The organism is Pantoea sp. X-Soil-YNGN-775, from assembly GCF_059730575.1.
In genome coordinates this window covers 1,002,461-1,021,486 of the sequence record NZ_AP035945.1, presented here as the reverse complement: position 1 = coordinate 1,021,486, position 19,026 = coordinate 1,002,461, and the positions used below count along the sequence as shown (strand labels likewise).

At 56.3% G+C, this 19,026-nt stretch carries 22 protein-coding genes, 1 other RNA gene and 1 other annotated feature; of the genes, 12 read left to right on the top strand and 11 right to left on the bottom strand.

Annotated elements, in window-relative coordinates; translation table 11 throughout:
* Nucleotides 1–155: 155 nt before the first annotated feature.
* Nucleotides 156–1,025 (top strand): LysR substrate-binding domain-containing protein, encoded by an 870-nt coding sequence (locus AC6I8I_RS04665; RefSeq protein ID WP_312053449.1) that lies wholly within the window; start codon nt 156–158, stop codon nt 1,023–1,025.
* A gap of 31 nt (nt 1,026–1,056) precedes the next feature.
* Here the strand turns inward: AC6I8I_RS04665 and htpG are convergent, their stop codons facing one another.
* The 6 genes from htpG to AC6I8I_RS04635 form a co-directional block, all read right to left on the bottom strand.
* Nucleotides 1,057–2,931 carry a molecular chaperone HtpG gene (gene htpG / locus AC6I8I_RS04660; RefSeq protein WP_312053447.1) on the bottom strand — a complete coding sequence of 625 codons (1,875 nt, stop codon included), beginning with the start codon at nt 2,929–2,931 and terminating at the stop codon, nt 1,057–1,059.
* A 97-nt stretch (nt 2,932–3,028) separates the two neighbouring features.
* Entirely contained in the window at nt 3,029–3,634 is a 606-nt protein-coding gene (gene recR, locus AC6I8I_RS04655; protein WP_031377861.1) for a recombination mediator RecR, read from the bottom strand.
* On the bottom strand, nt 3,634–3,963 hold the full coding sequence (locus tag AC6I8I_RS04650) for a YbaB/EbfC family nucleoid-associated protein (protein WP_159860346.1): 330 nt from the start codon (nt 3,961–3,963) through the stop codon (nt 3,634–3,636). Before AC6I8I_RS04650 ends, recR begins: the two co-directional genes overlap by 1 nt.
* A gap of 55 nt (nt 3,964–4,018) precedes the next feature.
* Complete coding sequence (dnaX, locus tag AC6I8I_RS04645) at nt 4,019–6,106, bottom strand: DNA polymerase III subunit gamma/tau (RefSeq protein ID WP_497828366.1); 2,088 nt, start codon at nt 6,104–6,106, stop codon at nt 4,019–4,021.
* Nucleotides 4,616–4,677 (bottom strand) — a sequence feature (DnaX frameshifting element). (Overlaps the previous gene by 62 nt.)
* A 158-nt stretch (nt 6,107–6,264) precedes the next feature.
* Nucleotides 6,265–6,816 (bottom strand): adenine phosphoribosyltransferase, encoded by a 552-nt coding sequence (apt, locus tag AC6I8I_RS04640; protein WP_312758254.1) that lies wholly within the window; start codon nt 6,814–6,816, stop codon nt 6,265–6,267.
* A gap of 144 nt (nt 6,817–6,960) precedes the next feature.
* On the bottom strand, nt 6,961–7,350 hold the full coding sequence (locus tag AC6I8I_RS04635) for a DUF454 family protein (RefSeq protein ID WP_312758255.1): 390 nt from the start codon (nt 7,348–7,350) through the stop codon (nt 6,961–6,963).
* A gap of 57 nt (nt 7,351–7,407) precedes the next feature.
* On the opposite strand from AC6I8I_RS04635, the gene priC reads away from it, so the two are divergent.
* Genes priC through rsmS form a run of 3 tightly spaced genes read left to right on the top strand, consistent with a single transcriptional unit; the run spans nt 7,408 to nt 8,405 of the window.
* Nucleotides 7,408–7,938 (top strand): primosomal replication protein PriC, encoded by a 531-nt coding sequence (gene priC, locus AC6I8I_RS04630; protein WP_497819705.1) that lies wholly within the window; start codon nt 7,408–7,410, stop codon nt 7,936–7,938.
* Between the two features lie 57 nt (nt 7,939–7,995).
* On the top strand, nt 7,996–8,241 hold the full coding sequence (locus tag AC6I8I_RS04625) for a GlsB/YeaQ/YmgE family stress response membrane protein (RefSeq protein WP_312758258.1): 246 nt from the start codon (nt 7,996–7,998) through the stop codon (nt 8,239–8,241).
* A gap of 8 nt (nt 8,242–8,249) precedes the next feature.
* Nucleotides 8,250–8,405 carry a pleiotropic regulatory protein RsmS gene (gene rsmS / locus AC6I8I_RS04620; RefSeq protein WP_312758259.1) on the top strand — a complete coding sequence of 52 codons (156 nt, stop codon included), beginning with the start codon at nt 8,250–8,252 and terminating at the stop codon, nt 8,403–8,405.
* Here rsmS and acrR read toward each other — a convergent pair.
* Nucleotides 8,402–9,040 carry a multidrug efflux transporter transcriptional repressor AcrR gene (gene acrR, locus AC6I8I_RS04615; RefSeq protein ID WP_312758260.1) on the bottom strand — a complete coding sequence of 213 codons (639 nt, stop codon included), beginning with the start codon at nt 9,038–9,040 and terminating at the stop codon, nt 8,402–8,404. The two genes, rsmS and acrR, sit on opposite strands and share 4 nt — an antisense overlap.
* A gap of 142 nt (nt 9,041–9,182) precedes the next feature.
* Here acrR and AC6I8I_RS04610 point away from each other — a divergent pair, with 142 nt between their 5' ends.
* The 4 genes from AC6I8I_RS04610 (at nt 9,183) to ykgO (ending at nt 14,357) form a co-directional block, all read left to right on the top strand.
* Nucleotides 9,183–10,379 (top strand): efflux RND transporter periplasmic adaptor subunit, encoded by a 1,197-nt coding sequence (locus AC6I8I_RS04610; RefSeq protein ID WP_497828365.1) that lies wholly within the window; start codon nt 9,183–9,185, stop codon nt 10,377–10,379.
* A gap of 16 nt (nt 10,380–10,395) precedes the next feature.
* The gene (locus AC6I8I_RS04605; protein WP_312053437.1) at nt 10,396–13,551 is read left to right on the top strand and encodes an efflux RND transporter permease subunit; all 3,156 of its coding nucleotides are present in this window, start codon (nt 10,396–10,398) and stop codon (nt 13,549–13,551) included.
* A 399-nt stretch (nt 13,552–13,950) separates the two neighbouring features.
* On the top strand, nt 13,951–14,205 hold the full coding sequence (locus AC6I8I_RS04600) for a type B 50S ribosomal protein L31 (RefSeq protein WP_031374652.1): 255 nt from the start codon (nt 13,951–13,953) through the stop codon (nt 14,203–14,205).
* An 11-nt stretch (nt 14,206–14,216) separates the two neighbouring features.
* Nucleotides 14,217–14,357, top strand: a complete 141-nt coding sequence (gene ykgO, locus AC6I8I_RS04595; protein ID WP_031374653.1) for a type B 50S ribosomal protein L36 — start codon at nt 14,217–14,219, stop codon at nt 14,355–14,357.
* A 45-nt stretch (nt 14,358–14,402) separates the two neighbouring features.
* Here the strand turns inward: ykgO and AC6I8I_RS04590 are convergent, their stop codons facing one another.
* The 3 genes from AC6I8I_RS04590 to AC6I8I_RS04580 are packed head-to-tail and all read right to left on the bottom strand — an operon-like array spanning nt 14,403 to nt 16,801.
* Nucleotides 14,403–15,281: a metal ABC transporter substrate-binding protein gene (locus tag AC6I8I_RS04590; RefSeq protein WP_497819702.1), complete on the bottom strand. Its 879-nt coding sequence runs from the start codon at nt 15,279–15,281 to the stop codon at nt 14,403–14,405.
* A 15-nt stretch (nt 15,282–15,296) separates the two neighbouring features.
* Entirely contained in the window at nt 15,297–16,136 is an 840-nt protein-coding gene (locus AC6I8I_RS04585) for a metal ABC transporter permease (protein WP_312758264.1), read from the bottom strand.
* Complete coding sequence (locus AC6I8I_RS04580; RefSeq protein WP_312053433.1) at nt 16,127–16,801, bottom strand: metal ABC transporter ATP-binding protein; 675 nt, start codon at nt 16,799–16,801, stop codon at nt 16,127–16,129. Before AC6I8I_RS04580 ends, AC6I8I_RS04585 begins: the two co-directional genes overlap by 10 nt.
* Before the next feature lie 348 nt (nt 16,802–17,149).
* Between AC6I8I_RS04580 and AC6I8I_RS04575 the strand changes: the two genes are divergently transcribed.
* The 3 genes from AC6I8I_RS04575 (at nt 17,150) to hha (ending at nt 18,269) form a co-directional block, all read left to right on the top strand.
* The gene (locus tag AC6I8I_RS04575; protein WP_312053430.1) at nt 17,150–17,503 is read left to right on the top strand and encodes a hypothetical protein; all 354 of its coding nucleotides are present in this window, start codon (nt 17,150–17,152) and stop codon (nt 17,501–17,503) included.
* Between the two features lie 147 nt (nt 17,504–17,650).
* Nucleotides 17,651–18,028: an Hha toxicity modulator TomB gene (gene tomB, locus AC6I8I_RS04570; RefSeq protein ID WP_031374658.1), complete on the top strand. Its 378-nt coding sequence runs from the start codon at nt 17,651–17,653 to the stop codon at nt 18,026–18,028.
* A gap of 25 nt (nt 18,029–18,053) precedes the next feature.
* Complete coding sequence (gene hha, locus AC6I8I_RS04565) at nt 18,054–18,269, top strand: hemolysin expression-modulating protein Hha (protein ID WP_031374659.1); 216 nt, start codon at nt 18,054–18,056, stop codon at nt 18,267–18,269.
* Nucleotides 18,270–18,408: 139 nt separating this feature from the next.
* Here hha and ffs read toward each other — a convergent pair.
* Nucleotides 18,409–18,505, bottom strand: an RNA gene (ffs, locus tag AC6I8I_RS04560) — signal recognition particle sRNA small type.
* Nucleotides 18,506–18,680: 175 nt separating this feature from the next.
* On the opposite strand from ffs, the gene AC6I8I_RS04555 reads away from it, so the two are divergent.
* A complete protein-coding gene (locus tag AC6I8I_RS04555; protein ID WP_312053427.1) occupies nt 18,681–18,992 on the top strand; it encodes an MGMT family protein in 312 nt (103 codons plus the stop codon).
* The last annotated feature ends 34 nt before the right edge of the window (nt 18,993–19,026 follow it).

Genomic DNA, 19,026 nt, shown 5'->3' with positions numbered 1-19,026 from the left:
AGAGAAGGTGACGTGCGGCGGAATATCAGGGGAACACACAGATAGTATGCTGAGTCAACCCGCCAGAATCTGCCCTGTAGAGTAGGTCAATGCGGCTGGACTTTAAAATGATATAAATGAACAATCCTTGTTAGATTTTTAAACAGGGGATGAGGATGACCGGACTGCCACCGCTGAGGGCGCTGCACTATTTTCACCAGGCGGCATTACACAGCAGCTTTAGCGTGGCGGCGGAGCGCCTGCACGTCACGCACAGTGCGATCAGCCATCAGATACGGCAGCTGGAGAGCTGGATGGGCAAACCGCTGTTTGTCCGCAGCAACGGCCGCGTGAAGTTAACCTCACACGGTGAACGTCTGCTGCTGAGCTGTCAGCAGGCGTTCAGTGAACTGCGCAGCAGCTGTGAAACCATCCGCACCGGCCTGCGCCAGTATATCAGCGTCTCCTGCGCCCCGAGCTTTTTGTCACAGTGGCTGATTCCACGCATCGCCAGCTTTTACCAGCGCTATCCCGAGATTGAGATCCGTTTCCAGCCGCTGACGGATCTGGCGCAGCTGCGCAGTGAACATGTCGATGTGCTGATTCTGAGCCACAGCGCGCGCCCCGAGAGCGACATTGACGCCATGCTGATCAGCCAGGATGAGATTGGTCCGCTGTGCGCGCCGCAGTTTGCCCACCAGTTGCAGAGCGGCAACGATTTGCGCGCCCTGCCGCTGCTGCACGCCGATACGCGGCTGCACGCCTGGTCAGAATGGGCGGAAAAAACCGGTATCAGCGGCAACTTTAGCGGCGGTAAGCATTTCGATAGTCTGACTCTGGGTATCCAGGCGGCGCGCAGTGGGCTGGGCGTGTTAATGGCGCCCCATCTGCTGGTGCGGCAGGAGCTGGAGGATGGCACGCTGATCGCGCCGCTGGGGTTTGTTCGCGTCGAACGTGCGACCTGGATGTTGACCCGACACAGCCGCCATCCTGAGCCGGAAATCTGTCTGTTTCGGGACTGGCTGCGTGAGGCCGCGCAGCCATAAAAAAAGCCGGTGATGATCACCGGCTTTTTCGTTATGCCGTCAGCAGCTGATTCATGCGACGGATAAACTGGTTTGGATCGTCGAGCGTGCCGCGTTCTGCCAGCAGCGCCTGATCGAGTAACAGTTCGATCCACTCGCCGAAGCGCGCTTCATCCTGAGTGTCCGCCACGCGTTTCACCAGCGAATGATCCGGGTTGATCTCAAAGATATACTTCACTTCCGGCACTTCCTGACCGGCCGCGGCAAACAGCTTCGCCATCTGGGTGGTCATTTCGTTGGCATCGGTGGTGACGATCGCTGGCGTGTCGGTCAGACGATGCGTCAGACGCACCTCTTTCACCCGCTCGCCCAGCAGGGTTTTCACCCGCTCAACAAACGGCTCCAGCGCTTTTTCCGCCTCTTTCTGCTCTTCGGTCTCTTCATCGGCCAGTTTGCTCAGCGAATCATCCGCTTTGCTCACCGACTGGAAGGTTTTACCGTCGAACTCAGTCAGGTAGCTCATCATCCACTCATCGATGCGATCGGAGAGCAGCAGCACTTCAATGCCTTTCTTACGGAACAGCTCCAGGTGCGGGCTGCTCTTCGCGGCGGCATAGCTGTCTGCGGTGATGTAGTAAATCTTCTCCTGACCTTCCACCATCCGGCTGACGTAATCCTCCAGCGAAACGGTTTGCGCCGCGCCTTCGCTCTGAGTGGTGGCAAAACGCAGCAGTTTCGCAATCGCTTCCTGGTTAGCGTGATCTTCTGCCGGGCCCTCTTTCAGCACCAGACCGAACTCTTTCCAGAATGTCTGGTATTTTTCGCTGTCGTCCTTCGCCAGTTTTTCCAGCATCTGCAGGGTGCGTTTGGTCAGTGCGCCGCGCAGGCTCTGGGTGACCCGGCTATCCTGCAGGATCTCACGGGAGACGTTAAGCGGCAGGTCATTCGAGTCGATCAAACCGCGGACGAAGCGCAGATAGTTCGGCATAAACTGTTCGGCGTCGTCCATAATGAAGACGCGCTGCACGTAAAGTTTCAGGCCGTGCTTGTGATCGCGGTTCCACATGTCGAACGGTGCGCGCGCCGGGATGTAGAGCAGGCTGGTGTATTCCTGCTTGCCTTCCACCCGGTTGTGGCTCCAGGCGACCGGATCGCTGAAGTCATGGGCAATGTGCTTGTAAAACTCGTTGTACTCTTCGTCGCTGATCTCAGACTTGTTGCGGGTCCACAGCGCCTGGGCTTTGTTAATTTTTTCCCAGTGGGTGCTGTCGCTCTCTTCATCTTTGCTTTCGATTTCAACCGGCAGCGCAATGTGATCGGAATATTTGCTGATGATGTTGCGAACGCGCCACGCGTCGAGGAATTCATCTTCGCCTTCGCGCAGATGCAGGGTGATTTCGGTACCGCGGTCGGCTTTCTCAATCTCCGCTAAGGTATATTCACCCTCGCCCGCTGATTCCCAGAATACGCCTTCGTCAGCCGAGGCACCGGCCGCACGGGTCCGCACCGTGACCTTATCCGCCACGATGAAGGCAGAGTAGAAGCCCACCCCGAACTGTCCAATCAGCTGGCTGTCTTTCGCCTGATCGGAGCCCAGCGATTCAAGAAACGCTTTAGTACCCGATTTTGCGATGGTACCGAGGTTCTCAATCACCTCATCACGGCGCATACCGATACCGTTGTCGCTCAGGGTCAGGGTGCGGTTGTCCTTGTCAACAGAGAGACGGACGCGCAGTTCACCGTCGCCTTCATACAGGCTGGCATCCGACAGCGCGCGGAAACGCAGTTTGTCTGCCGCATCCGAGGCGTTGGAAATCAGCTCACGCAGGAAAATCTCTTTGTTTGAATAGAGAGAATGGATCATCAGGTGCAGAAGTTGTTTTACTTCCGACTGAAAGCCACGGGTCTCTTGTCCTTTCATGGTCATTGCTACCTCAACAAAACAGGTTGAACAAACGTTGAGGTTGATGTGGGGATGACGGCGAGGTTTTCAAGCCGGTGTCTGTCACAACACCGGCAAGTGGTTAAAATTTAATCTTGTGGCGGCCCGCCAGCGAATGGGAGAGCGTGGTGCCATCGACCATTTCCAGCTCACCGCCAACCGGCACTCCGTGCGCGATGCGGCTGGCGTCTACGCCATACTGACCGCACAGCTCGGCGATATAGTTCGCAGTCGCTTCCCCTTCCACCGTCGGGTTGGTGGCGAGGATGACTTCCTGGATGGTTTCGCTTTCCAGTCGCTGCTCAAGGCGATCCAGACCGATATCGGCCGGGCCAATGCCGTCAAGCGGCGACAGGTGCCCCATCAGCACGAAGTAACGGCCGGCAAACTGGCCCGTTTGCTCAATGGCGTGGATATCCGCCGGGCTCTCTACTACGCAGATCAGACCATTCTGCTGACGCCGTGGATTGGCGCAGATGGTGCAAATCTCCTGCTCGGTAAAGGTACGGCAATCGGCACAGTGGCCGATTTCCGACATCGCCCGGGTCAGTGCCTGCGCCAGGCGCATCCCGCCGCTGCGATCGCGTTGCAGCAGCTGAAAAGCCATGCGCTGCGCCGATTTCGGCCCAACGCCGGGCAGACAGCGCAGCGACTCCATCAATGATTCAAGCAGTGGGCTGGTTTGCATCAGAACGGCATCTTGAAGCCTGGTGGCAGCTGCATGCCGGAGGAGACAGACGCCATCTTCTCTTTCTGGGTTTCATCGATGCGGCGTGCGGCATCGTTGAACGCCGCAGCGATCAGATCTTCCAGCATATCCTTGTCATCCGCAAGCAGGCTGGGATCGACCTCGATGCGGCGGCAGTTGTGGGCACCGTTAATGGTGACCTTCACCAGACCTGCACCTGATTCACCGGTCACTTCCAGCGCGGCGATCTCTTCCTGAACCTTGGCCATTTTGTCCTGCATCTGCTGGGCCTGTTTCATCAGGTTGCCCAATCCGCCTTTACCAAACATAGTTTTCTCTCTCAGCTGAGGCCACAACGCTATCGTTGAGATAGCGGCAGCGTGTTCAAACAGGTCGGATACTCTCTTCATCCAGATCGGCATCGAAAAACCGCTGTAACGTCTGAATGTGGGTATCGCCAGTGATCGACTGACGCGCCTGCGCCAGTTTCTCTTCGTAAATGGCCTGACGCCACTCAAGTGGGGTCAACACCGATGAATTATCGTCTTCAACCACCGAGAGTTCAACTGCCTGCCCGGCAGCCTCACTCAGGGCGGCGCTTAACACCTGCTGAGCAGATGCCGAATTAAGGTGGCGCTGGCTGGAACGCAGATGCAGACAGACACCGGTTTCGGTGGTCTCTTTCCAGGCGTTCAGTGCCAGCTGCTGCACCAGTTTAGGCAGCGGCAGCGAAGCAATTTCAGCCGCCCACGGATCGCGCTGCTGCGCTTCTTCCGCCAGACGCGCCGCCAGCTCAGGGGTTTTCTCATGCTCCAGCGCAGAACGCAAGGCCTTTGGCGTGGCAACCGGTTCCGCCACCACCACCGGCTGGGTTTGCGCCTTCCAGCGATACGCCTCTTCTTTTACCGGCGCAGCAGGCTCACGCTCGCGGATACGCTGCTGGCTGCGCTCGGTAACCGAGGCCAGCCGCTCCAGCGCGGAGTTGGCCGGCCGCGCACCTGGCGCCGCCGGCTCACTCTTTTTTGGCTTGTTCGCTCCCTGACGCAACAGCTGGGTGCGCGCCTGCAGGAGCTGACTGGTGGAACTGGAAAGGGCATTATCCGCGGCAGGCTGTGGCGTCGCAGCCTGCGGCGCAGCATCGGGCGCGGCCATCTGCGGCTGCGCAGCAACCTGCTGCTGGCTGGGCGACGCGGCGACCGGCGACGGCGCGGAGGCGGCTGGCCGGGCTGGCGGCTGAGCCTGCGCGGAAGACGACGGCGCGGTTACTGGCCGGCCAGCCGGCGGAGCCGAGGGTGCCATTCCCTGCGACGACGCGTGTTCCACCGGCGCGGCCGGGGCCGACTGTTGCGTTAACGTCGGCCGGGCAATCGGTTCCGCCACTGCGGCTTTAGGGTGGAAGGCCAGCGCCCGCAGCAGCGTCATCTCAACGCCCATCCGGCGATCTGGCGCAATCGGCAGATCTTTACGGCCCATCAGCAAGGTCTGATAGTAGAGCTGCAGATCGGCTGGCGGCACCACGCGTGCCAGTTCACGCAGCCTGAGCGCGTTACTTTCGTCGTCGTCATTCAGCGAGGCTGGCAACAGCTGCACCATGGCAATCTGGTGCAGTAAGCGCAGCATTTCAACCAGCAGCGCTTCCCACTCCACACCGCGCGATGCGGCCTGACTCAGCAGCGACATCACCTGCTGACCATCGCCGTCAACCAGCGCTTCCAGCAGGCCGAGCGGCTGTTCGTCATCCAGCGTGCCGAGCATGGCGCTGACCGTGGTGCTGGTCACTGCGCCCTGCCCCATCGCAATCGCCTGGTCGGTCAGACTCAGCGCATCACGCATGCTGCCGTCAGCCGCGCGCGCCAGCAATTGCAGCGCCCGCGTTTCGCTGTCGATCTGCTCCTGCTGCAGAACATGCTCAAGCTGCTGGCGGATCTGATCGACATCCAGCGCTTTGAGATGAAACTGCAGGCAGCGAGACAGGATAGTCACCGGCAGCTTCTGCGGATCGGTGGTCGCCAGCAGGAATTTAACGTGTGATGGTGGTTCTTCCAGCGTCTTCAACAGCGCATTGAAGCTGTGACGCGACAGCATGTGCACTTCATCAATCAGATAGACTTTGAAGCGGCCGCGCGCCGGTGCGTACTGCACGTTATCGAGCAGATCGCGGGTGTCTTCGACTTTTGTACGCGACGCGGCATCGATCTCAATCAGATCGACAAAACGGCCCTGCTCAATCTCCCGGCAATTATCACACTGACCACATGGCGTGGCGGTGATACCGGTTTCGCAGTTAAGGCCTTTGGCCAGCAGACGCGCAATGGTGGTTTTCCCTACGCCGCGTGTGCCGGAGAAGAGATAAGCATGGTGGATACGTCCCAGAGACAATCCATTCGCCAGCGCCGTCAGAACGTGTTCCTGACCGACAACATCAGCAAAAGCCTGGGGACGCCATTTTCGCGCAAGTACCTGATAGCTCATGTGGATTCGACGAAGTTGGATGGAAAAGATGAGCGCAGACGCTCTGCAACCCCTGTACAGGATTGCAGTAGTCTACCAGCTACGCTTTTGCCTGGCACTCGTTATCTTGAACGAGCAGGCGTGACGACCCTGCCGCCTGGCAAGGCCGAAAAAAGGGCTTAATGGCCGGGGAAATTGACCAGGCAGTAGCTCTCAACGCCAAGGGCTTTCAGGCGCGTTTCACCGGTCAGATCGAACAGGTTGATAATGAAAGCGGCATCCCGGACCTCACCGCCTGCGCGACGAATCAGCTTAACGGTCGCTTCAATGGTGCCGCCGGTTGCCAGCAGATCGTCCACCACCAGCACCACGTCACCAGGCTGAATCGCATCTTTATGCAGTTCCAGCCGATCGGTGCCGTACTCCAGCTCGTAAGACTCGCTGTAGGTTTCACGCGGCAGCTTGCCTGGCTTACGCACCGGAACAAAGCCCACGCCCAGACCTAACGCCACCGGCGCGCCGAACAGGAAACCGCGTGCTTCGGTGCCCACCACTTTGGTGATGCCTTTGTCACGGTAGCGCTCCACCAGCAGCGCGATAGAGGCGGCATAGGCTTTAGGATCTTCCAGCAGGCTGGTGACATCACGGAACAGGATGCCCGGCTTGGGATAATCAGGAATGCTTTTGATGCTGTTTTTAATCAATTCAAGCTGCTGCGCAGTGTCGGTCATAATGATACGCCTGGTAAAAAATTCTGTTTCGCGCAGCTTCAATAGCGCCAATACCTGGTAAAAGGCTCAGCGGAAGTCAATTCACAAAGGGAAGCCACGCACGAAGACGCCCAAATCTAAGCAAATGACCGGATAAATGCAACTTTATCGCGGCGGCGGCGGCGCGTCCGCTGTTTCTGCCACCACCGGTATTCGCCACATAAACAGCAGCAGTGCCGCCAGCATCATCAACAGCATAATCCGCACCCACCAGAGTGAGACCAGCGCGATAGAAATCGCAAAGGTCACCACAATCATGCAGATAGCCCGCCCTTTGGCCCCCGGCGGCATGGCGCGATGCTGCTGCCAGTGGCGCAGATAACGGCCAAACGGCGAGCGCCACAGCAGCCAGTGATGAAAGCGCGGCGAGGAGCGGGCAAAGCACCACGCGGCCAATAGCATAAATGGCGTGGTAGGTAATAATGGTAATACAATGCCCAGGGTTCCCAGCACAATCGCCAGCCAGCCGAGGGTTAATAACACAATGCGTTGCATGAATGCCGCCCAACTCTTTCCTGATCCCCTTACGTTAGCACAACTGAGCCTGACGCCATGAGCCCGATCTCCGCCCAGCAGCGTCTGCAGCACCTCCTTATTACGCTGCGTCAGGATATTGCGGCACACCCCGACGGACAGTGCCGGCTGCCCCGCTTCGACAGCCAGCTGTTTCGCAGCAAAGGCACCCGCCTCGCCGATTATCTGGCGGAGGTGGAACAGAACTTCACCCGGCTGTGCGACAGCAACAGCGATCCGGACCGCAGCGCCTGGCTGGCTGAGCGGCTGGTCGATCAAATTGCCGCGCTGCAACGTGAAGCGAGCACGCAACAGCTGCGCACCCGCCGGGAAAAGCCGCTGAGCAACCCACGCGCCGCGAAATATCAGGAGTATCGTGAATATGAGCGACGCCTGCTGGCGATGATCGATCAGCGTGAACAGCGGCTGGCGCTGGCAGAAACCCTGGCGGTGCAGCGCCAGCTGAAACACGATCTGGAGACGTTAGAAGGCCGTCTGGCACGCTGCCGACAGGCGATTCGTTCGGTAGAGTGGGGATTATCGCTGCGCGGCGGCCAGCAAGAGGAATAAAGCGCAGCGGTAAAAAAGCGCTTCTATACTCGATAGGGTTCGGTACGGAGGAGAATAATGGGTTTATTCATCTGGCTACTCAGTGGATTGCTGTTAGGGTTGCTTAAGCGCATCGTGATGCCGGGCCGACCCGGCGGTCTGTTCGCGACCCTGACGCTGTCGATGATTGGCGCACTGATTGGCGGCTATATTGCCAGCTATTTTGAACTGGGTAGCCTGGCGACGCTGCATATCGGCGCGTTAGGCATGGCGATTGCCGGTTCTCTGTTAATGCTGCTGGTGGCAGCAAAACTGCGTATATAGGAGGCGAGATGTCGCTGGAGAATGCCCCGGATGACGTTAAACTGGCGGTCGATTTAATTCAGTTGCTGGAAGAGCATCAGCTGCCGGTGGAGACAGTATTATCTGCGCTGGCGATGGTGCAGCGCGATTTCGAAAATAAACGCGATCGCCTGCCGCCAGCTTAGCTGCGGGCAGTCAGGGTCGGGCTGAGACGCAGCATATCGATAAAAGCGTCGACCAGCGCCGGCGCATCGCTGGCTAAATCAAAGCTTTCCGGCGTAAATAACCAGCTTTCCATCATGCCGTTAACGTAACCGCGCATAATCAGCGCGGCCTGACGGGTGTTAAGGCTGCCTGGAAGCTGTTCCGCTTCGATACACTGACGGAGAACATCTTCTATTTTGTCGTAGCATTCGAGCAGTAAACTTTGCTGGATATTCTTTAGCGCCGCCATTTCGCCAACAAATTCGCATTTATGGAAAATGATCTCCATTAAAGCGCGGCGTTGTGGATCGTTTGCTGTTGCGTCAAAGATATAGACCAACATGGCGCGTAAAACAGATAGTGGATCGCCCGGGTATTTTGTCTGATACTCAAGTTCCACGTCATCCAGCCCGGCATCACAACGAAGCCAGATTTCATGCAGAACATCGGCTTTATTTTTGAAATGCCAGTAGATGGCCCCCCGCGTGACGCTGGCCGCCGCAGCAATATCCGCCAGTGAAGTGGCAGAAACGCCCTGTTGCGAGAACAGGACGATGGCGGCATCAAGAATTTGGTGCCGCGTTTCAAGTGCTTGTGCTTTGGTTTTTCGTGCCATAAGGGACTTTTTTTACAGACGGGTAAGTTTACATACATTTATGAATGTATGTACCATAGCATGACCCGCGATTTGACGCAGCAATGGGTTCTTCGGATTGTGATCCATTGATCAATTGATATCGGACACTAGAGGTTTATTTATGAATAAAATCAGAGGATTATCGCCTCTGGCGGCCGTCCTGATGCTATCAGGCAGCTTTTTGTTAACAGGATGTGATAACAATAAATCCGAACAAGCCGCCCAACAACAGGCGCCAGAAGTGGGCGTAGTCACGTTAAAAACCGAGCCATTGAAAATTTCCACCGAATTACCTGGCCGTACCTCTGCATTTCGTGTGGCCGAAGTGCGCCCTCAGGTTTCCGGTATCATTCTGAAGCGTAATTTTATTGAAGGCAGTGATGTCAAAGCGGGTCAGTCGCTTTATCAGATCGATCCAGCCACCTATCAGGCCGCCTATGACAGTGCAAAAGGCGATCTGGTGCAGGCAGAAGCTAATGCCCGCATTGCGCAGCTGACCGTAAAACGTTACAAGCCGCTGCTTGGCACCAAATATATCAGTCAGCAGGACTATGACACCGCCGTCGCTACGGCCGCGCAGAACGCAGCCGCAGTTCAGGTAGCTAAGGCTAATGTCGAAACCGCACGTATCAATCTGGCTTATACCAAAGTCACCTCGCCGATCAGCGGCCGCATCGGCAAATCATCGGTCACCGAAGGTGCGCTGGTGCAGAGCGCGCAAACCACCGCGCTGGCCACCGTGCAGCAACTTGACCCGATGTACGTTGACGTTACCCAGTCGAGCGAAGATTTCATGCGCTTACGTTCCGAACTGGAATCCGGTCAGCTGAAGCAGAACGACGGTAAAGCCAACGTGACGCTGCTGATGCAGAACGGCAGCACTTACTCTCAGCCAGGTACGCTGGAATTCTCTGACGTCACCGTCGATGAAACCACCGGCTCTATCACCCTGCGCGCGATCTTCCCGAACCCGAACCATGCGCTGTTACCGGGCATGTTCGTGCGTGCGCGTCTGGATGAAGGCACCAACCCTAATGCGCTGCTGGTTCCGCAACAGGCGGTAACCCGTACCCCAACCGGTCAGGCAACCGTGATGGTGGTCGGTGCAGACAATAAAGTGGAAGCGCGTACCGTTACGGCCGCACAAGCGATTGGCGATAAGTGGTTAGTGACCGACGGCGTGAAAGCGGGTGAACGTGTGATCAGTACTGGTCTGCAACGTGCTAAACCTGGCGCGCAGGTCACCCCACAAGAAGTCTCAGACGATGCTAAAGCTGCACCCGATTCAAAGTCGCCATCTGATAAGTCATCGTCATAACAGGAGCCGTTGATTCATGGCTAAGTTCTTTATCGATCGCCCCATCTTTGCGTGGGTGCTCGCCATCATCATCATGTTGGCTGGTGCGCTATCGATTCTCAAACTTCCGATCGAGCAATATCCTAATGTTGCGCCGCCGGCGATTGAGATTCAGGCCACCTACCCAGGTGCGGATGCGAAAACACTGCAGGATTCGGTGACCCAGGTCATCGAACAAAACATGAACGGTATCGATGGACTGATGTATATGTCCTCGAGCAGTGACTCATCCGGTACGCTGACGCTGACCATTTCGTTTGAGTCAGGTACCGATGCGGATATCGCGCAGGTTCAGGTGCAGAACAAACTGCAACTGGCGATGCCGCTGCTGCCGCAGGAAGTGCAACAGCAGGGGATTCAGGTTAAAAAATCCTCCAGCAGCTTCCTGATGGTCGCTGGCTTCATCAGTGACGATGACAACATGACTCAGAATGATATTTCTGACTTTGTTTCATCTAACATCAAAGACCCGCTGAGCCGTACGCCTGGCGTCGGTGACACTCAGGTGTTTGGTGCGCAGTATGCGATGCGTATCTGGATGGATCCGCACAAGCTGAATAACTACAACCTGACGCCGGTTGACGTCATCAGCGCGCTGAATACTCAGAACGCCCAGGTTGCTGCCGGTCAGTTAGGCGGTACGCCGCCGGTGCCGGGACAGCAGCTGAACGCCTCTATCATTGCGCAGACCCGTCTGACCTCTACCGATGAGTTCGGCAAAATCCTGCTCAAAGTGAATGAGGATGGCTCGCAGGTGCGTCTGCGTGACGTGGCGAAAATTGAACTCGGCGCTGAAAACTACGAGATCATCGCCCGTTATAACGGCAAACCGGCCTCCGGTATCGGTATTAAACTGGCGACCGGCGCCAATGCGCTGGATACCGCAAATGCGGTGAAAGCGGAGCTGGGAAAACTGCAGTCCTCTTTCCCTGCCGGTCTGAAAGTGGTTTATCCGTACGACACCACGCCATTCGTTAAGATCTCTATCTTCGAAGTGGTGAAAACGCTGTTAGAAGCGATCGTGCTGGTGTTCCTGGTGATGTATCTGTTCCTGCAGAACTTCCGCGCCACGCTGATCCCAACGATTGCCGTGCCGGTGGTGCTGTTAGGGACCTTTGCGGTTATCAGCGCCTTTGGTTATTCGATCAACACCCTGACGATGTTCGGGATGGTGCTGGCCATCGGTCTGTTGGTGGATGACGCCATCGTGGTGGTCGAGAACGTTGAGCGTGTGATGGCGGAAGAGGGACTGCCGCCAAAAGAAGCGACCCGACGTTCGATGGAGCAGATTCAGGGTGCGCTGGTCGGTATCGCCCTGGTGCTGTCGGCGGTATTTATCCCGATGGCATTCTTTGGCGGATCGACCGGGGTAATCTACCGTCAGTTCTCCATTACTATCGTTTCGGCGATGGCGCTGTCCGTGCTGGTGGCGTTGATCCTGACGCCAGCCCTCTGTGCCACCTTGCTGAAGCCGGTGAAAAAAGGCGATCACGGTAAAACCACCGGTTTCTTCGGCTGGTTCAACCGTCTGTTCGACAAGAGCACCAACCATTACGTCGACAGCGTTGGCCACATCATTCGCAGCACTGGCCGTTATCTGGTGATCTATCTGGTCATCGTGGTCGGCATGGCGTTTCTGTTCCTGCGTTTACCTTCTTCATTCTTACCTGAAGAGGACCAGGGTCTGCTGCTGGCACAGGCGCAGTTGCCTGCTGGCGCAACCCAGGAACGTACCCAGAAAGTGCTGGACCAGGTGACCGACTACTTCCTGACCAAAGAGAAAGACTCGGTTAAGTCGGTATTTACCGTTAACGGCTTTGGCTTTGCCGGTCGTGGACAGAATACCGGTATCGCCTTCGTCAGCCTCAAGCCGTGGGATGAACGTAGCAGCAGCGATCTGAAGGTGCCGGCGATTGCGGGCCGTGCCATGCAGGCGCTGGGCGCGATCAAAGATGCGATGGTGATTCCATTTAACCTGCCAGCGATTATCGAACTGGGTAATGCCACCGGCTTCGACTTTGAACTGATCGATCAGGCTAACCTGGGTCACGAAAAATTAACCCAGGCGCGTAACCAGCTGTTCGGCATGATCGCTCAGCATCCCGATACGCTGGTGGGCGTCCGTCCGAACGGACTGGAAGATACGCCGCAGTACAAGCTGATCGTCGACCAGGAGAAAGCACAGGCGCTGGGGGTATCGTTAAGCGATATCAATACCACGCTGGCGGCCTCGTGGGGTGGCTCATACGTCAACGACTTCATCGACCGCGGTCGTGTGAAGAAGGTGTACGTTATGGGTCAGGCAGACTCGCGTATGCTGCCGGACGACATTGGTAAGTGGTATGTCCGCAACGGCAGCGGAACCATGGTGCCCTTCTCGGCCTTCTCATCGGCGAAATGGCAGTACGGTTCACCGCGTCTTGAGCGTTACAACGGTCTGCCTGCGATGGAGATCCTCGGACAGGCTGCGCCGGGTAAAAGCTCCGGTGCGGCAATGGACCTGATGGAAGAGCTGGCAGCAAAACTGCCTGCCGGTATCGGTTATGACTGGACCGGGATGTCTTATCAGGAACGTCTGTCAGGCAACCAGGCGCCGGCGCTGTATGCAATCTCGCTGATTGTGGTCTTCCTCTGTCTCGCCGCGTTGTATGAGAGCTGGTCGATTCCGTTCTCCGTGATGCTGGTGGTACCGCTCGGGGTGGTGGGTGCGCTGATCTTCACCACGCTGCGTGGTTTAAGTAACGACGTCTACTTCGTGGTGGGGTTACTGACAACCATTGGCCTCTCGGCGAAGAACGCCATTCTGATCGTCGAATTTGCCAAAGATTTGATGGAGAAAGAGGGCAAAGGGCTGGTTGAAGCGACGCTGGAAGCCTGTCGTATGCGTCTGCGTCCTATCCTGATGACGTCACTGGCGTTTATTCTCGGGGTACTGCCGCTGGCGATCAGTACCGGAGCCGGTTCTGGTGCGCAGAACGCCGTTGGTACCGGCGTAATGGGCGGTATGGTTACCGCAACCGCGCTGGCTATCTTCTTCGTTCCGGTGTTCTTCGTGGTGGTGCGTCGCCGCTTCGGTAAGAACAAAGCGGAGATCGAAAAAGGTCATCCGGTTGAACACAACCAGACGCACTAACATCTGACTGACAATATAAAAGGCCGCGCAAGCGGCCTTTTTTTATGGCGGCTGCTGGTTGGCGGGCGCGATGATGCTGCTGTTCTTTACTGACAGGCCGCGCTGGTCATTCTGCTGCCTGCTGTCGTTCCCTCACTGACGGGCCGCGCTGGTCTTTCTGCTGCCTGCTGTCGTTCCCTCACTGACGGGTCGTGCTGGCGGGTTGCGCTGGCCTTTCTGCTGCCTGTTACCTGCTGCTGCTTACTGTCTGACGGGTCGCGCTGACTCTGCCAGGAGTATGACTGCCGGCTCTGCGCTTCCCTGCCCTCACTTTTAGCTCCGCTCTTCCCGGTGGTTGCAATCTCAACAGAGCCGGCGCATAATATTGTTACATTATAACATTACAAAAGAGGCAGTATTATGAAAACCGCTATTCATCCTGAGTATCGCCACGTGGTGTTTCACGACACTTCGGCTGACGTCTGGTTCAAAATCGGTTCGACTATCCGCACCGACCGTACCGTGGAATTCGAAGGCGAAACCCTGCCTTACGTGACGCTTGATGTCTCTTCAGCCTCGCACGTGTTTTATACCGGTAAACAGAAAGATTTCGCCAAAGAGGGCAGCACCGCACGCTTCAACCAGCGTTTTGGTCGCTTCCTGGGTCATAAGTAAGGGAGAGGACGATGCAGGTATTAAGCTCGCTGCGTTCAGCAAAAAAGCGCCACCGGGATTGCAAAGTGGTGCGTCGCAAAGGCCGTATTTACGTGATTTGCAAAACCAATCCGCGCTTCAAAGCGGTCCAGGGAAGAAAGAAAAAACGCTAGTTTGTGTCGTGATGACTGGCCGGGCATGCCCGGCCTTTTTTATGTTTATTGCATGCTTTTCAGCATCGCGTTGACGTTATGTTTGAATGCCGCTTCATAGGTAGGTGCCGGACCCGCCGCCGTTGACAGCGCTTCAGGATAAAGCTCACCGCCGGGCTGTGCGCCGGTCGCGCTGGCAATCTGCTTCACCAGCCGCGGATCGGTCTGATTCTCAATGAAGTAACGCTGGATATGCTGCTGCTTCAGTTGGGTGATCAGACGCCCGACTTCACTGGCGCTGGCCTCTGCTTCGGTGGAAAAACCGACCGGTGCAAGAAACGTGATGCCGTATCGCTGACCAAAATATCCAAACGCATCGTGGCTGGTCAGCACCTTGCGTCGTTTGGCGGGCACGCTGTCAAAAGCCGTTTTTGCCCAGCGGTCCAGCGCCTGCAATTGCTGAATATAGTTTTCACCGCGCTGGCGGATCTGCGCAGCATCCTCCGGATCAGCCTTTACCAGCGCATTCATCACGTTAGTCGCATAAATCACGCCGTTCTGCATGCTGTTCCAGGCATGGGGATCAGTGATGGTTTTTCCCTCTTCCTCCATGCTCCGGGTGATAATGCCGGTTGAGGCGACCACCGGCTGGCCGCGATAACCCGACGCGCTGACCAGCCGATCCATCCACCCTTCCAGGCCTAAACCACTGACAAACACCAGATCGGCTTTTGCCAGCGCCTGGCTGTCCTGCGGCGTCGGTTCAAAGGTGTGCGGATCGCCATCCGGCCCGACCAGGCTTTTAACCTTCACATGGTCACCGCCGACCTGTTTAACAATGTCCGCCAGCACGGTAAAACTGGCGACCACATCGACCGTTTTTGCCATCGACAACGGCGCGACAAATAGCGCAGCCAGCGCCAGACTAACCGGTAATTTCTTCATCAATACCCCTTAAGATTAATGGCGGCGCAAAATGCCACCGCACGGCCCTGTCAGAATCGAAACAAAAAACAGCATCGCGGCGCTCAGCACCACGGCAGGCCCGGCCGGCAGTGAAAAGTGCCAGGAGAGCATCAGACCAGCCAGAGCTGAGATCACGGCCATCAGGATGGCAATCGCCAGCATGGCGGCGAGATGGCGACTCCAGAAGCGGGCGCTGGCGGCGGGCAGCATCATTAATCCGACCGACATCAGCGTGCCGAGTACCTGGAAACCCGCCACCAGATTGAGCACCACCAGCATCAGAAACAGGCCATGTACCAGCGGCGCACTCCACCTGCCCTGCGCCCGCAGAAAGTCACCGTCAAAAGCATCAATCACCAGCGGCCGGTAGAGTATCGCCAGCAGGATCAGGGTGAAGGCGGCAATGCCGCCGACCAGCAGCAGCGCGCCGTTATCAACCGCCAGCAGCGATCCGAACAATACGTGCAGCAGATCCACGCTTGAACCGCGCAGTGAGACCAGCGTCACGCCAAGCGCCAGCGAGCCCAGATAAAAACCGGCGAAGCTGGCATCTTCTTTCAGCGGGGTATAGCGACTGACCGCGCCGGAGAGCAGCGCCACCGCCAGCCCGGCAATTAACCCGCCAATGCCCATCGCCACCAGCGACAGTCCGGAAATCAGGTAACCAATAGCAGCACCGGGTAATACGGCATGCGAAAGTGCATCACCAATCAGGCTCATGCGACGTAGCGAGAGAAATACCCCCAGCGGGGTAGCGCTGACCGCCAGCGCGATACAGGCCACCAGCGCACGCCGCATGAAACCAAACTCAAAGAAAGGCTGAATCAGCGACACGGCGCAGCCTCCTGTAACGGAAAGCGCCTGACGGGGCGATGCGTGAAGGTGCCATCATCCAGCGACAGCAGATCGCTGAAGTAACGCGCGACCAGAGGACGATCGTGCAGGACCACCAGCAAGGTGGTACCCGCCCGCTGCTGCTGCTCGAGAATCGACATCAGTAAGCTGACGGTCTGGCTGTCAATGCCGTTAAAGGGTTCATCCAGCAACCATAACCGACTGCGCTGTAGCATCAGCCGGGCAAACAACACCCGCTGTAGCTGGCCGCCAGATAAGGTGACCGGTTGCGCATCGGCATAATCTCGCATCTGCACCGCGTCCAGCGCCTGCCAGATCTCCTGACGCAGCGCCCGGTTGATGCCACCAAACCAGCCGCAGCGCGGCCAGCAGCCAATCGACACCAGTTCATACACCGTCAGCGGAAAACGGGTTTCCAGTTCGCTGCGCTGGGGCAGCCAGCCGGTATCACGGCGGCTCACCTGCAACCGGCACTCGCCTTTCACCGGCGGTAATAAGCCGGCGATGGTTTTCAGCAACGTCGATTTGCCGCTGCCGTTTGCGCCCACCAGCGCGGTCATGCTGCCGGGCATTAGCCGGCCGGTTATCGCTGGCGTTACTCCTTGCCCCTGGTACCCCACCTGCAGTGCATTAAACGCAATCATTCACTGACACCCCACCACATTGCCATCGTCAGTAACGCAATCAGGATCATCGCCACCGCCAGTCGTCCTGCCAGTGACATCAAAAGTCCACTCTGCTGCATCGCCATACCCATAATGTTATAACATTACATTTATTCTACCGAATGCTACTGCGGTGAACAGCAGTCAATGTGTATCAAAAAATAACGGTTATTCGGGTAATGGATGAGGCAAATCCTGCCAGCAGGCAGTTTTGCGGCGTCGGGGATCGGTAAATGACAGAAATAGACAATTTCATCCACGGCTGGCTTGCAAAGCGGTTGCAGAAAACCAATGATAGGTTTATCAACTGTTATTAGTGGATCAGGTATGCTGTCACGTATTGAATGTGATATTGAGCAGGACGAAACGGACTGCGAAAAAATAGCAGCGATTATTCAGCGGAATATTCTCAAAATATCAGCCGGACTGGTAGGCGATTTACAGTGGTATTCTCAAAACGCCCGGTTAGTTCCAGGCAGTCTGAAAATTATTTCTGTCGAAAAACAGGGCCCGAATAGTTTTAAGTTACTTTATGATTTTGACTGGAACGTATTTAGTCCCTGCCAGGATCTAAATGAAACCGTGAGCCATTCTGACCGGGTCAGCTTTCATATTGAGCCCGGTGCGCTTGAGTTTGATGTGATCGCCAATCAGCGCCCCTCTCCCAGCGATGAATTGTAATATTTAGTAATGGAGGTGAGCAGAACTAATGGTTTTACACTATATTTTACGCATCCCGTTTAATAACTGCCTGATAAATCGCTTCCTGGCCGCTTAACCCTATATCGCCGCCCTGCGGCAACTGTGCTAGTTATGGAGGGGAAAAAGATGGACGAATACTCACCGAAACGGCATGATATTGCCCAGCTTAAATACCTGTGTGAGAGTCTGTTTGACGAGAGCATGGCAACATTAACCGATAGCCATCACGGCTGGGTTAATGATCCCACTTCTGAAAGCAATTTACAGCTCAATGATTTGATCGAGCATATCGCCTCTTTCACCATGAATTACAAAATTAAGCACGTTGAAGATGAAGCGCTGATTTCGCAAATCGATGAATATCTTGATGATACCTTTATGTTGTTCAGCAACTACGGTGTCAACACTCAGGATCTGCAACGATGGCAACGTTCAGCAAAACGCTTATTTAACCTGTTCACTGAAGAGTGCGCTTTTCTCCAGCAACCGAGCCATTCATTATAAGTACTGACGTGAGAACGGTTTATTTATGAACAAAAACCTGACTAAAACGGATTATTTGATGCGACTGCGCCGCTGTCGCTCAATCGATACCCTTGAAAGGGTCATTGAAAAAAATAAGTATGAATTACCTGAAGATGAGTTAGCGGTATTTTACTCTGCAGCCGATCATCGCCTGGCTGAACTGACGATGAACAAGCTCTACGATAAAGTCCCGGGTTCGGTGTGGAAATTTGTGCGTTAATTCGCGCAGCCCTTTCGTTCGACTGTCTCAACCTTCGCTTTTCATCATCTCGCCTGCCGGCAAAGGATCGGCCTCAGGCGAGTTTCGCCTGTCTGCAATCTGATGGGGGGATTTTTTATGCGGGGGAAATGGGTGGGGGCCCTGCCAGCTACATCCCGGCACACGCGTCACCTGCTGCGGCTGCTTCCTTCCGGACCTGACCGAGTTCACAAGCTAGCATTGCGGGAGAACCAACAGGGCCCCCATTGAAAAGCCCTCATTACGAGAGCGCAGGCATTATCGGGGAAGGCCCTGGCAATTGCAAGCGCAGTCGGGACGACCGTTGGTTTCTTGAACAACCGCTGCTTTGCCCGCTGTCGGCCGACGCCACGCGTGCTAAAGTTGAAGCCTTTTTCCTGACCGGATAAGCAGATGGATCAACCTGACAGCTTTCAGCAACGCATCTGGCAGATCGTTGCTGCCATTCCAGCGGGTCGCGTAGCCACCTATGGCGACGTCGCTCAGCTGGCCGGTTCACCGCGCGCCGCACGTCAGGTTGGCGGCGTGCTGAGTCGGTTACCGCAAGGCAGCACCCTGCCCTGGCATCGGGTGGTTAACCGTCATGGGGCGATCTCATTGCAGGGGGACGGACTGTTTCGTCAGCGTGATGCACTGGAGGCAGAAGGCATAGAGGTGAGTGATGAGGGTCACATTGATCTGGAGGCTTACCGCTGGCGCTTTTAAACGCAGCGAAAAAGGGGCGACAGCGTCGCCCCAC

Excerpts from the sequence above, each read along its gene's own strand:
- priC (WP_497819705.1), top strand. The coding sequence starts at position 7,408 with ATGAGCCCGATCTCCGCCCAGCAGCGTCTGCAGCACCTCCTTATTACG.
- AC6I8I_RS04600 (WP_031374652.1), top strand. The coding sequence starts at position 13,951 with ATGAAAACCGCTATTCATCCTGAGTATCGCCACGTGGTGTTTCACGAC.
- AC6I8I_RS04610 (WP_497828365.1), top strand. The coding sequence starts at position 9,183 with ATGAATAAAATCAGAGGATTATCGCCTCTGGCGGCCGTCCTGATGCTA.
- acrR (WP_312758260.1), bottom strand. The coding sequence starts at position 9,040 with ATGGCACGAAAAACCAAAGCACAAGCACTTGAAACGCGGCACCAAATT.
- rsmS (WP_312758259.1), top strand. The coding sequence starts at position 8,250 with ATGTCGCTGGAGAATGCCCCGGATGACGTTAAACTGGCGGTCGATTTA.
- AC6I8I_RS04625 (WP_312758258.1), top strand. The coding sequence starts at position 7,996 with ATGGGTTTATTCATCTGGCTACTCAGTGGATTGCTGTTAGGGTTGCTT.
- hha (WP_031374659.1), top strand. The coding sequence starts at position 18,054 with ATGAACAAAAACCTGACTAAAACGGATTATTTGATGCGACTGCGCCGC.
- AC6I8I_RS04605 (WP_312053437.1), top strand. The coding sequence starts at position 10,396 with ATGGCTAAGTTCTTTATCGATCGCCCCATCTTTGCGTGGGTGCTCGCC.
- AC6I8I_RS04650 (WP_159860346.1), bottom strand. The coding sequence starts at position 3,963 with ATGTTTGGTAAAGGCGGATTGGGCAACCTGATGAAACAGGCCCAGCAG.
- apt (WP_312758254.1), bottom strand. The coding sequence starts at position 6,816 with ATGACCGACACTGCGCAGCAGCTTGAATTGATTAAAAACAGCATCAAA.
- AC6I8I_RS04555 (WP_312053427.1), top strand. The coding sequence starts at position 18,681 with ATGGATCAACCTGACAGCTTTCAGCAACGCATCTGGCAGATCGTTGCT.
- AC6I8I_RS04665 (WP_312053449.1), top strand. The coding sequence starts at position 156 with ATGACCGGACTGCCACCGCTGAGGGCGCTGCACTATTTTCACCAGGCG.
- tomB (WP_031374658.1), top strand. The coding sequence starts at position 17,651 with ATGGACGAATACTCACCGAAACGGCATGATATTGCCCAGCTTAAATAC.
- AC6I8I_RS04590 (WP_497819702.1), bottom strand. The coding sequence starts at position 15,281 with ATGAAGAAATTACCGGTTAGTCTGGCGCTGGCTGCGCTATTTGTCGCG.
- AC6I8I_RS04575 (WP_312053430.1), top strand. The coding sequence starts at position 17,150 with ATGCTGTCACGTATTGAATGTGATATTGAGCAGGACGAAACGGACTGC.
- AC6I8I_RS04635 (WP_312758255.1), bottom strand. The coding sequence starts at position 7,350 with ATGCAACGCATTGTGTTATTAACCCTCGGCTGGCTGGCGATTGTGCTG.
- dnaX (WP_497828366.1), bottom strand. The coding sequence starts at position 6,106 with ATGAGCTATCAGGTACTTGCGCGAAAATGGCGTCCCCAGGCTTTTGCT.
- ykgO (WP_031374653.1), top strand. The coding sequence starts at position 14,217 with ATGCAGGTATTAAGCTCGCTGCGTTCAGCAAAAAAGCGCCACCGGGAT.
- AC6I8I_RS04580 (WP_312053433.1), bottom strand. The coding sequence starts at position 16,801 with ATGATTGCGTTTAATGCACTGCAGGTGGGGTACCAGGGGCAAGGAGTA.
- htpG (WP_312053447.1), bottom strand. The coding sequence starts at position 2,931 with ATGACCATGAAAGGACAAGAGACCCGTGGCTTTCAGTCGGAAGTAAAA.
- recR (WP_031377861.1), bottom strand. The coding sequence starts at position 3,634 with ATGCAAACCAGCCCACTGCTTGAATCATTGATGGAGTCGCTGCGCTGT.